The 13,339-nt window shown below is 70.7% G+C and carries 11 protein-coding genes; 5 read left to right on the top strand and 6 right to left on the bottom strand.

Annotation, left to right across the window (positions count from 1 at the left end):
* Positions 1–20: 20 nt before the first annotated feature.
* The gene (locus ABD927_RS01465) at positions 21–1,070 is read right to left on the bottom strand and encodes an aldo/keto reductase (RefSeq protein ID WP_345245576.1); all 1,050 of its coding nucleotides are present in this window, start codon (positions 1,068–1,070) and stop codon (positions 21–23) included.
* A 254-nt stretch (positions 1,071–1,324) separates the two neighbouring features.
* Here ABD927_RS01465 and ABD927_RS01460 point away from each other — a divergent pair, with 254 nt between their 5' ends.
* Complete coding sequence (locus tag ABD927_RS01460; RefSeq protein WP_345245575.1) at positions 1,325–2,173, top strand: oxidoreductase; 849 nt, start codon at positions 1,325–1,327, stop codon at positions 2,171–2,173.
* A gap of 18 nt (positions 2,174–2,191) precedes the next feature.
* On the opposite strand, the gene ABD927_RS01455 is transcribed toward ABD927_RS01460, so the two are convergent.
* Positions 2,192–3,058 (bottom strand): Bug family tripartite tricarboxylate transporter substrate binding protein, encoded by an 867-nt coding sequence (locus ABD927_RS01455; protein WP_345245573.1) that lies wholly within the window; start codon positions 3,056–3,058, stop codon positions 2,192–2,194.
* A gap of 320 nt (positions 3,059–3,378) precedes the next feature.
* Here ABD927_RS01455 and ABD927_RS01450 point away from each other — a divergent pair, with 320 nt between their 5' ends.
* The 4 genes from ABD927_RS01450 to ABD927_RS01435 are packed head-to-tail and all read left to right on the top strand — an operon-like array spanning position 3,379 to position 8,958.
* Positions 3,379–5,448 (top strand): hydantoinase/oxoprolinase family protein, encoded by a 2,070-nt coding sequence (locus ABD927_RS01450; protein ID WP_345245571.1) that lies wholly within the window; start codon positions 3,379–3,381, stop codon positions 5,446–5,448.
* The gene (locus ABD927_RS01445; RefSeq protein WP_345245569.1) at positions 5,445–7,130 is read left to right on the top strand and encodes a hydantoinase B/oxoprolinase family protein; all 1,686 of its coding nucleotides are present in this window, start codon (positions 5,445–5,447) and stop codon (positions 7,128–7,130) included. Before ABD927_RS01450 ends, ABD927_RS01445 begins: the two co-directional genes overlap by 4 nt.
* A complete protein-coding gene (locus ABD927_RS01440) occupies positions 7,127–8,248 on the top strand; it encodes an alanine racemase (RefSeq protein ID WP_345245567.1) in 1,122 nt (373 codons plus the stop codon). The genes ABD927_RS01445 and ABD927_RS01440 overlap by 4 nt, the downstream gene beginning before the upstream one ends.
* Positions 8,245–8,958 carry a GntR family transcriptional regulator gene (locus ABD927_RS01435; RefSeq protein ID WP_345245565.1) on the top strand — a complete coding sequence of 238 codons (714 nt, stop codon included), beginning with the start codon at positions 8,245–8,247 and terminating at the stop codon, positions 8,956–8,958. Before ABD927_RS01440 ends, ABD927_RS01435 begins: the two co-directional genes overlap by 4 nt.
* A 13-nt stretch (positions 8,959–8,971) precedes the next feature.
* On the opposite strand, the gene ABD927_RS01430 is transcribed toward ABD927_RS01435, so the two are convergent.
* The 4 genes from ABD927_RS01430 to ABD927_RS01415 form a co-directional block, all read right to left on the bottom strand.
* Positions 8,972–9,958: an NADPH:quinone oxidoreductase family protein gene (locus ABD927_RS01430; protein WP_345245563.1), complete on the bottom strand. Its 987-nt coding sequence runs from the start codon at positions 9,956–9,958 to the stop codon at positions 8,972–8,974.
* A gap of 4 nt (positions 9,959–9,962) precedes the next feature.
* Positions 9,963–10,745: an enoyl-CoA hydratase/isomerase family protein gene (locus ABD927_RS01425; RefSeq protein ID WP_345245561.1), complete on the bottom strand. Its 783-nt coding sequence runs from the start codon at positions 10,743–10,745 to the stop codon at positions 9,963–9,965.
* Positions 10,742–11,833 (bottom strand): acyl-CoA dehydrogenase family protein, encoded by a 1,092-nt coding sequence (locus tag ABD927_RS01420; protein WP_345245560.1) that lies wholly within the window; start codon positions 11,831–11,833, stop codon positions 10,742–10,744. The genes ABD927_RS01425 and ABD927_RS01420 overlap by 4 nt, the downstream gene beginning before the upstream one ends.
* A gap of 146 nt (positions 11,834–11,979) precedes the next feature.
* Complete coding sequence (locus ABD927_RS01415) at positions 11,980–13,143, bottom strand: acyl-CoA dehydrogenase family protein (protein WP_345245559.1); 1,164 nt, start codon at positions 13,141–13,143, stop codon at positions 11,980–11,982.
* Between the last annotated feature and the right edge of the window lie 196 nt (positions 13,144–13,339).

The raw sequence follows: 13,339 nt of genomic DNA, 5'->3' as shown, positions 1-13,339 counted from the left end.
GATATGAGCTGCAACCTCTTTTACCTGGCGGGAACACCGGCTTGCGCGAGTTGCCGGCGGCGGGCCTCGCCCTGGCGTTCGATCATCCAGCCGGGGTACTCGGGCGGCAGCGCGCTGGCGGCGTCCAGCGCGGCCAGTTCGGCTTCGTCCAGCGCCACGCCGGTGGCGGCCAGGTTGTCGTCGAGTTGTTCGACCCGCTTGGCGCCGACGATGACGCTGGTGACCGCCGGCTGGTGCAGCAGCCAGGCCAGCGCGATGCGGGCCACCGACACGCCCTTGGCATCGGCGATGCGGCGCATGGCGTCGATGCAGTCGTAGGCGCGTTCCAGCTCGACCGGAGGGAAGTCGAAATGGGTACGGCGGCTGCCGGCCTCGGCCTGGACGCCGCGTCCGTACTTGCCGCTGAGCAGCCCGCCGGCCAGCGGACTCCATACCATCAGGCCGACGCCCTCGCTGCGCAGCAGCGGGACCAGCTCGCGCTCGAGATCGCGGCCGGCGATCGTGTAATAGGCCTGCAGGGACTCGAAGCGCGCCAGGCCCAGCCGCTCGGAAATGCCGAGCGCCTTCATGATCTGCCACGCGGCCCAGTTCGACACGCCCACGTAGCGCACGTGGCCCTGGCGCACCAGGTCGTCCAGCGCGCGCAGCGCCTCCTCGATCGGGGTGGCCGGGTCGAAGCCGTGCAGCTGGTACAGGTCGACGTGGTCGAGTTGCAGCCGGGCCAGGCTGGCCTTGACGCTGGCCATGATGTGATGGCGCGACATGCCGCGCTGGTTGGCGCCCGGTCCCATGTCGCCCACCACCTTGGTGGCGACCACCACGTCGTCGCGCGCCACGCCCAGGTTCTTCAGCGCCTGGCCGGTGATCTGCTCCGAGCGGCCGGCCGAGTAGACGTTGGCGGTGTCGATGAAATTGATGCCGGCATCGAGCGCGCGGCCGATCAGCTTTTCGGCCTCGGCCTGTTGCAGGTCGCCGATGTTGCCCCACATGCCTTCGCCGCCGAAAGTCATGGTGCCGAGACACAATTCCGAAACGAAAAGGCCGGTGCGGCCGAATTTCCTGTAGCGCATGGATGACTCCTCGATGGCCCCGGCCGCCGGCGCGGACCGCGGGGCGGGCAGGCAGTATGGAACGCGCGCGGCGGCCGCCGGTAGATCGATCCTGCCGGATCGTTGCCCGATTCTGCAAGTCGCGTGCCGCGCTCTTCTTCGCCGCGCGTGGCGCGCCGTGCGATCTGCTAGCCTTACGACGAACGCCGGGCTCGCCCGGTCCCGCCGCGCCCGCGCCTTGTCGCCGGGCCCCACCGCGCCAGGAGACTCTCACGATGGCAACCGATTCCGCCTCCCCTGTCTGGTTCATCACCGGCTGCTCCACCGGCTTCGGCCGCGAACTGGCCAGGCTCATCCTCGACCGCGGCTGGCGCGCGGCCGTCTGCGCGCGCAACGCCGACAGCGTGCGCGACCTCGTCTCGGCGCACGGCGACCGCGCCCTGGCCGTCACGCTCGACGTGACCGACGCCGGCCAGATCGCGCAGGCGGTGCGCCAGGCCGAACAGGCCTTCGGCGGCATCGACGTACTGGTGAACAACGCGGGCTACGGCTATATGTCGGCGGTCGAGGAAGGCGAAGACGCCGAAATCCGCGCCATGTTCGAAGCGAACTTCTTCGGCCTGGCCGCGCTCACGCGCGCCGTGCTGCCCGGCATGCGCGCCCGCCGCCGCGGCGCGGTGGTCAACATCGCCTCGGTCGGCGGCCTGGTCGGCTTCCCCGGCTCGGGCTACTACGCCGCGACCAAGTTCGCCGTGGTGGGCCTGTCGGAAGCGCTGGCCAAGGAACTGAAGCCGCTGGGCCTGCGCGTGCTGATCGTCGAGCCGGGGCCTTTCCGCACCGACTGGGCGGGCCGGTCGCTGCGGCAGTCCGGCCTGCACATCGACGACTACGCGCAAACGGCGGGCAAGCGCCGGGGCCAGATCGCCGAACATTCCGGCCACCAGGCCGGCGATCCGGTGCGCGCGGCGCAGGCCATCATCGACGCCGTGCAGTCCGACCGGCCGCCGCTGCACCTGGTGCTGGGCAAGGCCGGGCTCGACAACGTGCGCAAGAAGATAGCCGCGCTGACGGCCGACCTCGATGCCTGGGAAAGCACGACGCTCGGCGCGGATTATCCGGAATGACGCCCGGCGCCGGCGGCCTCAGGGCTGCAGGCCCGCCGCGCGCGTCACCTTGCCCCAGCGCTCGATGTCCTTGCTCACCATCCCGGAAAATTCGGCGGGGCTGTTGACGACGATTTCATTGCCCGCGGCCAGCAGCGCCTCGCGCACCTCCGGCGCCTGCACCGCCTTGTGGATCTCCGCGTTCAGGCGCGCCACGATGCCGGGCGGCGTGCCGGCCGGCGCGAACACGCCTTGCCACACGCTCAGCGCCAGCTCCGGATAGCCTTGCTCGGTCACGGTGGGCAGGTCGGGCAGCGTGGTGGTGCGCCGCGAGCTGAAGGCGGCCAGGCCGATCGCTTTGCCGTTCCTGACATATTGCGCCACGGTGGGTACGTTGATGGCCAGCAGCGGGATCTGGCCGCCCAGCAGGTCGGCCGTGGCCTGCGAGCCGCCGCGGTAGGGAATGTGGGTGAGGTTCAGGTCCAGTGACTGCTTGAGCACTTCCATCGCCAGGTGGCCCACCGTGCCGCTGCCCGACGAACCGTAGGCCAGCGGCGTCTGCCGGCCCTTGGCGACCAGTTCCTTGAGGTTGTGGACGCCCAGCGAAGGATGGGCGACCAGCACCACGGGCGTATCGATGACCTGCGAGACCGCGACGAAATCCTTGGTGGGATAGGAACCGGTGCGGTCCATCAGCCAGACGTTGATCGACATGGCGCCGGCTTCGCCGAACAGCAGGGTGTAGCCGTCGGCCGGCGCCTTGGCGACCGCCTCGGCGCCGATCTTGCCGCTCGCCCCGCCGCGATTCTCCACGATGACCGGCTGGCCCATGTTCTCGCCCAGCTGCTTGGCCAGCGTGCGGGCTGCCATGTCGGTGGAGCCGCCGGCCACGTAGGACACGACCATGCGGATGGGCCGCTCGGGTAGGCGTCGGCCCGCGCCGCCGCGGACGTCAGGGCCAGCACCAGCACGGCGCCCGGGGCCAACAGCGATTTTTTCCTGCACATGACGATCCCCTGCATCGGATTGACGAAAACAATGAACTCGTTAATGCATACAATATGTTCAATACTGATCTCTTGGATTGCTGTCGTCAACTTAAATCCTTATTTATAGCCGTTTAAAGGTCTCCCGCAATCCATCATGTGTTGTCAGGATCACTTCTTCGTTCGAGCATTATCGTATACAATTATGTATGTATACCGGCGACACAGCGAGGAGGCAGGATGCGCATCGGGATAGATATCGGCGGCACTTTTACCGACGCGGTGGCCGTCGCCGACGACGGCACCATCGTCGTGGCGAAGACGCCTTCCACGCCGGAGGATCCGGCCGAGGGCGTGCTGGAGGGGCTCGCGCTGCTGGCCGAACGCTTCGGCATCGCGCCGCGCGAGCTGTATGCGCGGACCGAGCTGCTCATCCACGGCACCACGGTGGCCACCAACAGCCTGGCCGAGCGCAAGGGCGCCCGGGTCGGGATCATCACCACGCAGGGCTTTCGCGACGTGCTCGAACTGCGCGAGGGCACCAAGGCCGACCGCTACGATCTGCACAGCGAGTTCCCGCAGCCGCTCAGCCATCGCCCCAGCCGCCTGGAAGTCCCGGAGCGCGTTCTGTGGAACGGCGAGGTGGCGACGCCGCTGGACGAGACGGCCGCCAGGCACGCCCTCGCCACGCTGCGCGACCAGGGCGTCGAAGCCGTGGTGGCGTGCTTTCTGCATTCGCACGTCAATCCCGCGCACGAGCGGCGCGTGCGCGAGCTGGTGCACGAGATGGGCTGGCCGGTCTACACGGTGCTGTCGCACGAGATCCTGGCCAGCGAAGGCGAGTACGACCGGTTCTCCACGGCCTCGGTCAACGCCTACGTCGGCCCCAGGCTGGAGCGTTACCTGGCCAGCCTGCAGGCGCGGCTGGCCCGGGCGGGGGCGGGGTTTCCGCTGATGATCATGCAATCGACCGGCGGCTTGCTGCCGGTGGCGCAGGCGGGCCGCTACGCGGTGGGCTGCGTCACCAGCGGCCCCGCCGGCGGCGCGATGGCGACCGCGCTGCACGCCCGCCTGGGCAGGCGCCGGCGCGTGGTGGCCTACGACACCGGCGGGACGACGACCGATATCTCGCTGATCGAGGACGGCGCGCCCGCCGAGCGGCGCAAGACCGACCTGGGCGACATCAAGATCGCCATCCCGTCCATCGACATCCAGGTGGTCAGCCTGGGCGGCGGCAGCATCGCGCGCATCGACGCCGGCGGCATCCTGACGCTGGGGCCGGACAGCGCGGGCGCGCGCCCGGGCCCGGCCTGCTACGGGCGCGGCGGCGAGCAGCCCACCCTGACCGATGCCAACCTGGTGCTGGGCTACCTGTCCGGCGACACCTTCCTCGGCGGCCGCATGCCCTTGTCGTCCGACCTGGCCCGCCAGGCGATCGAACGCCACGTCGCCGGGCCGCTAGGCCTGAGCGCCGAACAGGCCAGCCTGGCCATCCACCGGCTGGCCTCCAGCCGCATCGCGGAAGGCCTGCGCGTATCGACCCTGAGGCGCGGGCTGGACCCGCGCGAACTGGCCCTGCTGTCGTTCGGCGGGGCCGGGGGCGTGCATGTCAGCGCGGTCGCGCGCGACCTGTCGATACCCGAGGCCATCGTGCCGCGCGAGGCCTCGGTCTTCTCGGCGCTCGGCTTCCTGTCGGCCGACGTGCGCTTCGACGCGCAGCATCCGTTCGGCCGCGCGCTGGACGATGCCGATGCCGGCGAACTGGCGCGCATTTTCGGCGAACTGGAGGCGCGCATGGGAGAACGGCTGGCCCAATGCGGCTTCGAGCCCGGCCGCCGCCGCATCGCATGCTACCTGGATTGCCGCTACCGCCGGCAGATCTCCACGCTCGAAATCCCGTTGGCCGAAGAGGCGCTGCGCGGCGACGCGCCGCGCGACTGGATCGCGCGGCAGTTCGAGGCACGCTACCGGCAGTATTTCGGCCACGTGCATGCCGGCGAGGCTCCGGTCATCGAGACCTGCCGGGTGGCCGCCTACGGACTGGTGGCGGCGGCTTCGCCGGCGCGCGGTCAGGGCGCCGGCGTGCACGCGCCGCGGCGGCCCGCGGCGTTCACCGGACGGCGCAAGGTGTTCGCCGGCGAGTGGACCGAGGTGCCGGTGTTCTGGTTCGACGAATTGGCCGCCGGCGTCCGCATCCAGGGGCCCGCGCTGGTGGAGTCGCCCACCACCACGGTGCTGCTGCAGGCGGGCGATACCGGCCGGATGGACGAATTCGGAAGTCTGCAACTCACGGGAGGAGCGCACGCATGAATACCCGCATCGGAAGCGACGCGCAGGATGGCGCCGTCGATCCCATTACGCTGTCGGTGGTCCGCTACAAGCTGCTGGCCATCGCCGAAGAGGTGGTCGAGGTCATGACCCAGACCAGCTTTTCGCCGATGCTCAACCAATCGCGCGATTTCTCGGCCGGCCTGCTCGACCGCGACGGCCACCTGGTGGCCCAGGCCGAGCGGGTGCCCATCCACATGGGGGCGCTGTCGGCCGCGGTGCGGAAAATGATCGAGGCCTTCGGCGCCGATCTGCGCGAGGGCGACGTGCTGATCGCCAACGATCCCTATTGGGGCGGCAGCCACCTGCCCGACGTGACGCTGGCCGCGCCGCTGTTCGTCGACGGGCATCCCGTGCTGTGGGTGGCCAACCGCGCCCACCAGTCGGACATCGGCGGCATTTCGCCGGGCGGCTACAGCCCGTCGGCGAAGGAGATCTGGCACGAGGGCATCCGCATTCCGCCGATGAAACTGGTCGAACGCGGCGCCGTGCGGCAGGATCTGCTGCGCATGATCTGCGCCAACTCCCGGTCGCCCGAAGACATGACGGGCGACCTGATGGCGCAGCTCAGTTCGGTCGGCCGCGGCGTGGAGCGCGCGGCCGGCCTGTTCCGGCACTACGGTGCGGCCGACATGGCGCGTTGCCTGGCCGCGATCCTCGATGCCGGCGAACGCGCCATGCGCGCGCAGTTCGCCCGCTGGCGGCCCGGCGCCTACGAGGGCGTGAGCCATCTCGACCCCCATGCCGCCTACGATGCCCCGCTTCCGGTGCGGGTCAGGATCACGCTCACGCCCGAGCGCGCGATCGTCGACTTCCGCGAATGCGGCGACCAGCTGCCTTCCTACATCAACAGCCCGCTGGCCAATACCCGTGCAGCGGTCAACGTGGCCTTCATGTACCTCAGCGAAACGCAGGATGCGCAGAACGACGGCAGCGCGCGCGCCATCGAGGTGCTGACGCGGCCGGGCAGCTTCGTCGACCCGCAGCCGCCGGCGGCCGTCACCGCCTGCACGACCCTGACCGCCAGCGTCATCATCGAGGCGGTCATGAAGGCGCTGGAGCCGGCCGCCCCCGGCCGGGTCGTGGCCGGCTTCGCGCGCCGCTTCAGGCTGGCGATCGGCGGCACCGACCGCAACGGCCGGCGTTTCATCTGGCACACCTTTGCCAACCGCGGCGGGGCCGGCGCCCATGCCGACGCGGACGGCTGGTCCAACCTGGGCGTGATCCACAATCCGGGCGGCAGCCCGTCGCCCAGCGTCGAACGCACCGAGTCCGCCTACCCCTTCCTGATCGAGACGTATGCGCTCAGGCCCGATTCCGGAGGCGCGGGCATGCGGCGCGGCGGGCTGGGCGGGCGATACGTCCTGCGCTACGAGGGCAGCACGCCGGCCTCGATCACGCCGACCGGCGACGGCGCCGACATCGCGCCCTACGGACTGGCCGGCGGCGCCGACGGCGCGCCGCACCTGTTCTTCATCGAACGCGGCGGCGTGCGGTCGAAGCTGGGCGCCAAGGACGCCGGCCTGGTGCTGATGCCGGGCGATCGCGTCGTCTGCCTGTCGGCGGGCGGAGGCGGCTACGGCCCGCCCGCGCGGCGCCCGGAGGAAGCGCGCCGCCGCGACATTGCCTATGGCTACGTCACCAGCCAAGAGGAACGGCAATGATGGCCGGCGAGCTGGCACGGCCCAATGTGTTCGAAATCGACCTGCGCGTGATCGCCGGGTTCACCCGCCAGGTCCGCGCGCTGATCGGGCCGGAGACCTTCTTCTTCGCCACGCTCAAGGCCGACGCCTACGGCTACGGCGTGCTGCCCGTGGCCCGCACGGTGCTGTCCGCCGGCGCCCAGGCCCTGTCGCTGGCCAGCCTGGAGGACGCGGTGCAGCTGCGGCTGGCCGGCATCGAGGTCCCGATCATGGTGTACGCCGGGGTCCTGCCGTCGCCGGCCGCCGTGCGCGCGATCGAGCGGCATGGGCTGATCGCATCGATCTACAGCGAGGAGTCGTTGCGGGCCTATGAGGCGCTGGCCAGCCAGCCGATCCCGGTCGCGGTCAAGGTCGAGATCGGCCCGGAACGCATCGGCGTCGCGGCTGCGCAGGCCGTCGATTTCATCGCCGACCTGGTGCGCCGGCCGGCCTTTTCGCTGCAGGTGCTGAACGCGCACCCCAACGTCCCGGCGCATGCCGGCGTCGATTGCCTGCACTGGCAGTACCGTAATTTCGTCGCGGTGTGCGAAGGGCTCGAGCGCCGGGGCATCCGGGTGCCGTACCGCGTGCTGGCCAGTTCGCGGGTGCTGCGCATGACCGGCACCGGCATGCTGCTGAATGCGGTCGACCCCGGCGACGCCCTGTTCGCGCCGCTGCATCCGGTGCCCGGGGGCGGCCCCACGCCGCTGCGCGCGCTCAGGAGCCGGCTGATCCAGGTGCGTCCCGCCAGCCGCCGCGAATACCTGGCCGAGGCCCCCTTCCCCCTGCGCCCCGGCATGCGCATCGGGATCATTCCCATGGGCTACAGCGACGGCATGAAGCGCCTGCATTGCGGCGCCGTGCTGGTCCGGGGGCGGCGCGCGCCCATCCTCGGCTCGCCGGCGCTGGAATATACGCGCATCGACCTGACCGGCATTGCGCAAGCGGCCGCGGGCGATGAAGTTATGATTATCGGCGAGCAGGATGGAGCGGCCATCAGCGCCCATGAAGTCATGCAGGCGCAGGGCGCCGCGCGCGTCGCCGACCTGGCGATGGAAATCCGTTCCACCACGCAGCGGCATTACGTCGAACATCAATGAAAACAGAGCTTGCAACGACACGCGCCCGCCGCCCGGCGCGCGCCGAAGGCCAGGGCTTGCGCCTGGGCGAGGCCGCCTACCAGGAGATCAAGCGAAAGATCGTCAGCAACGAATTCGCGCCCAACTACCAGCTCACCGAAGGCCGGCTCGCCGAGCTGCTGGGCATGAGCCGCACCCCCGTGCACGAAGCCCTGGTCCGGCTCGAAAAGGAAGGGCTGATCGAGAACATTCCCCGCCACGGGATGCGGGTGCTGCCGATCTCGGCCCACGAGATGTTGGAGATCTACCAGGTATTGACCGCGCTGGAATCGGCGGCGATAGAACTGATCGTGCGGCGGCCCGACGCGGCCGATGCGGTGGCCAGCCTGCGCAAGGAAATCGATGCGATGGACCGGGCTTCCGAGGCGCAGGACATGGCGGCCTGGGCCGCGGCCGATGCGCGCTTCCACCGCAAGTTCTTCGAATTGTGCGGCAATGGCCATCTGATGCAGATCGGCCTCGCTTCCCGCGAACAGGTGGACCGCGCCCGCATGCTGACGCTGCCGATGCGCGACACCACCATCCGCTCCAACCAGGCCCACCGGGAACTGGTCCGCCTGATGGAGCGGGGCGATGCCGAGCTGGCCGCGCTCAGCCACAAGAAGCACCGGGAGCGGGTCACGGTCGAACTCACCGAGATCCTGCGGCGTTTCCAGGGCATCGGGCTCTAGCCCCGCGCCCGCGTCAGGTCACCACCACTACCTTCCCCTGCACCCGCCGCTCGCGGATGTCGCGCAGCGCGAGTTCCGCCCGTTCGAGCGGATACTCGGCGCCGATGGCCGGCACCAGGCGGCCGTCGGCGATCCAGCGGGCCATGTCGGCGACGTTGCGCGCGCCGGCCTCGGGAAAGCGGCGCGAGAAAGTGTCCCACGAGACGCCCACGATCCACGCGCCCTTGAGCAAAGGCAGGTTCAGGGGAATGCGGGGAATCTCGCCGGCGGTGAAGCCGACGACCAGCAGGCGGCCGTCCCAGGCCAGGCTGCGCAAGGCCGCTTCGGAATACGGGCCGCCCACCGGGTCCAGCACCACGTCGACGCCCCGGCCGCCGGTCACGCGCCTGATGGCGCCGCGCAGGTCTTCGGTGCCATAGTCGATCAGTTCGTCGGCACCGTGCGCGCGGCAGGTCTCCAGCTTGGCGGCCGAAGAGGCGCAGGCGATCACGCGCGCGCCCATCAGCTTGCCGATCTGCACGCCGGCCAGGCCGACGCCGCCGGCCGCGCCCAGCACCAGCAAGGTTTCGCCGGGCTGCAGGCGCGCGCGGTCCTTCAGCGCGTGATAGCTGGTGCCGTAGGCCAGCGGGAAGGCTGCCGCGTGCCGCATGTCGATCGGCGCCGGCAGCTTCCAGAAACGGTCGGCCTTGACCGCCGCCTGTTCGGCGAAAGCGCCGCTGCGCGTGATCGCCACGCCCGTGTCGCCGGGCGCGATCCCCGTCACGCCGGCGCCGACGGACTTCACCACGCCGGCGAATTCGTAGCCCGGCACGAAAGGCAGCGTCGGCCGGTGCTGGTACCTGTCGTCCAGCATCAGCAGGTCGGGAAAGTTCGCGGACGCCGCGCGTATCTGCACCACCACCTCGTCGGCGGCGGGCTGCGGCGGGGGGATGTCTTCCAGCGCCAGTTCGGGCGGCCGCGTGCCCGGCACGCCAAAGGCCTTGCAGACGAGCGCGCGCATGGCGTCAGGCCCTCTTGCGGTTGAGGAAGGCCTCGACGCGCTCGCGGTGCTCGGGCGTGTCGCGCAGGATCGAGGTGTGCGAGGACACCATGTCGAGATGGGTCGACAGCGACATCGACATGCCCTGGTAGATGGAACGCTTGTACGCGCGCACCGCCTCGAACGGCTGGCGCGCGATGGCGCGGGCCAGTTCGCGCGCGGACTCCAGCGCCGCGCCGTCGGGCACCACCTTGTTGACCAGGCCGATGCGCTCGGCCTCTTCGGCGCCGACCACCCGGCCCGTCCAGCACAGCTCCAGCGCGCGCGCCGTGCCGATCAGCCGCGGCAGGTACCAGGTGCCGCCGTCGCCGGCGATCAGGCCGACGTTGATGTAGCTTTCGGCCAGCGTGGCCGAGGCCGCCATGATCCGCAGATCGCACATCAGGGCCATGTCGAGGCCGGCGCCGCGCGCCATGCCGTTGATGGCGGCGATCACCGGCTTGTCCATCCGCTCCAGCGTCAGCGCGATGCGGTGCACGTGGCGGAATAGGAAATCCTTGCGTTCGAGCGCGTCGTTGCGCGCCCTATCCTTCTGCGCGCCGACGTCGCCCCCGGTGCAGAAGGCCTTGCCGGCGCCGGTCAGCACCAGCGCCTTGACGGCAGGGTCGTCGGCGGCCTCGGCCAGCAATCCGTGCCAGCGGACGATCATGTCCTTGGTGAAGGCGTTGTATTTCTCCGGGCGGTTCAGGGTCAGGGTGGCGACCCCGTCGGCATCGGTTTCGAACAGGATCTGGTCCGGGTCGCTCATCGCGTCGTATCTCCGTCGTGTTGTGTGCTGTGGGGCGCGGTCAGGAAGCGCCACAGGCCTTCGCCGCCGATGCGGGCGACCTCGGCGCCGATCCAGGCCGACCATTCGTCCTCGCTGCCGAATTCCTCGCGCCAGGACCAGGCGCGGCGGCTGTACCAGTGCAGCGCGTGTTCGTGGGTGAAACCGATGGCGCCGTGGATCTGGTGGGCGATGGCGGTGGCGATGCCGACCGCCTCGCCGGCGCGGGCCTTGGCGGCGGCGGTCTCGAAACGGGCGTCGCCGCGCTCCAGCGCGTCCACCGCGGCCTGCGCGGCGGCGCTGGCCGCGGCCACCTCGCCGGCCAGTTCCGCGGCCTGCTGCTGGACGGCCTGGAACTTGGCGATGGGGCGGCCGAACTGCACGCGGTCCTTGGCGTAGTCGACGGCCATCTGCAGCATGGTTTCGAGCGCGCCGGAAATCGCCGCTGCGCGGCACAGCGCGCCCAGCGAGCGCAGCCGCGCCGCGTCGAAGCCTCGGCCCAGGGCCACGTCGGCCTCGGACACTTCCAGCCCGCCGCAGTCGACGGTGTCGCGCGGCTCGCCGGCCAGGTTGGCGCCATGCGCGGCCACCGGCGGACGGCGCAGGACCACCGTGGCCGGCACGCCGTCGCAGTCGGCCGCCAGCACCACCGCGCCGGCCGCGCGGGCCCATGGAATGCGATGCGCGACCCCATCGAGCCGCCAGCCCGCGCCGGCGCGCGCCAGCGTGATGCGGTCGCCGGCCACCACCGGGCCGACGGTGGCCGGGCCCTTCGCGGGCGGCAGGCCGGCGGCGGCCAGCATCTGTTCGGCCAGCAGGGTCTCGGCCAACGGCAACGGCGCGGCGTAGGCCGCCGCCGTCTTCAGCAGGCCGAAGGCATCGGCCAGTTCGGCGCCCGGGCCGCCGCGCGACTCGGCGGTGGCCGCCTGCGTCAGGCCGGCATCGTCCAGCGCCTGCCACAGCGCAGCGGGCCACTCGCCGCGCTCGGCCGCCTCGCGCACGGCGCGCGTGCAGTGGTCGGCCAGGATGCGCGATGCGGTGTCGACCAGCATGTCGCGGACTTCGCTCATTCTCGTCTCCTTTCAGTTGTCGCCACACCCGCGCGTCCTGTCTCGCATGCCCACGGCGCGGCCAGATCCAGGACGCCGCGGATCCGGCTTTGCCGGTCCGCCAGCGTCGCCCCTTGAGGGGCGCGCGCAAGCGCGCAGGGGCGGGCTCATCTCAAGCCCAGGCCGCGGGCGATGATGCCGCGCAGGATTTCCTGCGTGCCGCCGCGGATGGTGTGCGAGGGCGCATAGCATTGCGCGCGTTCCAGCATGGCGTTGAAGGGATGGCCTTCGCCCAGCCGCGCGCGGGCGGCTTCCGGCATCACGCGGCGCGCGACGGCCGGCACCTCCTGGTCGAAATGGGTGCCCAGGTCCTTGACCAGCGCGGCCTCGACGTCGGGCGCCTCGCCCCGCTGCAGCATGCCGGCAATGGAGAACGACATCCTGTGCAGTGTCCACAGCTGCGCCACCAGGCGGCCCACATGGGCGGCGTCGGCCGCGCCCGGCTGCGGTCCGGCCTGGTCGATCAGCGACACCAGCAGGCCGTAGGCGTTGAGCCAGCGCTCGGAGCCGCTGCGTTCGTGCGCCAGTTCGCCCGTCACCTGGCTCCAGGCGCCGTCGAGCTTGCCGATCACGGCGTCTTCCGGCAGCAGCACGTCGTCGAAGATCACTTCGTTGAAATCGTGGTCGCCGGCCAGGTTGTGGATCGGCCGGATGGTGACGCCCGGCGTCTTCAGGTCGACCAGGAACTGCGTGACGCCCGCGTGGCGGTTCTCTTCGCTGCGCGGCGAGGTGCGGGCGAACAGATTCATCATGTGCGCCATGTGCGCGTAGCTGGTCCAGACCTTGGTGCCCGTCACGCGCCAGCCGCCCTCCACCTTGACGGCGCGGGTGCGGATCGAGGAAAGATCCGAGCCCGAGTCCGGCTCCGACAGGCCCACGCAGAAATAGCATTCGCCGGCGGCGATGCGCGGCAGCCAGGTGCGCTTCTGCGCTTCGGTGCCCACGGCCAGCAGCAGCGGCCCGATCTGCCGGTCGGCCAGCCAGTGCGCGCGCACCGGGGCGCCGGCCGACAGCAATTCCTCGGCCACCACGTAGCGTTCCAGGAAGCTTCTTTCGCGGCCACCGTAGCGGGCCGGCCAGGTCATGCCGATCCAGCCGCGGGCCGCCACCTTGCGCGAGAACGCCGGGTCGTAGCGGTCCCAGCCGGCGGCCGTGCGCGCGTAGCCCCCGGCGGCGCGCTCGGCGGCCAGGAACTCGCGCACTTCCCTGCGCAGCGCGTCCAGCCCGGGCGACAGCGCGGAGACCGGGAGGCTGAAATTGCTCAGTTTCATGTCGGGGAATGTCGTCGATGCGGTGGAAAGGATGCGCGCGGTGGCCGCGCGCGCGATGGCCCGCCCCGGAGAGTCGTCTCGCACGCCGGGCCGTGCCGGTTATTTCTTATTATGAACAACGTTCATATTTATAAATTGAGTGGCGACATCTGTCAACCCGCGCCGGCCACGGCGGCGCGCCGCGGCGAGGCCTTCA

The organism is Pigmentiphaga soli, assembly GCF_039541095.1.
GTDB lineage: Bacteria > Pseudomonadota > Gammaproteobacteria > Burkholderiales > Burkholderiaceae_B > Pigmentiphaga > Pigmentiphaga soli.
Note: the sequence above shows the minus strand (reverse complement) of the source record. Positions and strands in the feature narration are given on the sequence as shown.

Coding starts and splice junctions, on each gene's coding strand:
- ABD927_RS01415 (WP_345245559.1), bottom strand. CDS start 13,143: ATGAAACTGAGCAATTTCAGCCTCCCGGTCTCCGCGCTGTCGCCCGGG.
- ABD927_RS01465 (WP_345245576.1), bottom strand. CDS start 1,070: ATGCGCTACAGGAAATTCGGCCGCACCGGCCTTTTCGTTTCGGAATTG.
- ABD927_RS01445 (WP_345245569.1), top strand. CDS start 5,445: ATGAATACCCGCATCGGAAGCGACGCGCAGGATGGCGCCGTCGATCCC.
- ABD927_RS01460 (WP_345245575.1), top strand. CDS start 1,325: ATGGCAACCGATTCCGCCTCCCCTGTCTGGTTCATCACCGGCTGCTCC.
- ABD927_RS01455 (WP_345245573.1), bottom strand. CDS start 3,058: ATGGTCGTGTCCTACGTGGCCGGCGGCTCCACCGACATGGCAGCCCGC.
- ABD927_RS01430 (WP_345245563.1), bottom strand. CDS start 9,958: ATGCGCGCGCTCGTCTGCAAGGCCTTTGGCGTGCCGGGCACGCGGCCG.
- ABD927_RS01450 (WP_345245571.1), top strand. CDS start 3,379: ATGCGCATCGGGATAGATATCGGCGGCACTTTTACCGACGCGGTGGCC.
- ABD927_RS01440 (WP_345245567.1), top strand. CDS start 7,127: ATGATGGCCGGCGAGCTGGCACGGCCCAATGTGTTCGAAATCGACCTG.
- ABD927_RS01435 (WP_345245565.1), top strand. CDS start 8,245: ATGAAAACAGAGCTTGCAACGACACGCGCCCGCCGCCCGGCGCGCGCC.
- ABD927_RS01420 (WP_345245560.1), bottom strand. CDS start 11,833: ATGAGCGAAGTCCGCGACATGCTGGTCGACACCGCATCGCGCATCCTG.
- ABD927_RS01425 (WP_345245561.1), bottom strand. CDS start 10,745: ATGAGCGACCCGGACCAGATCCTGTTCGAAACCGATGCCGACGGGGTC.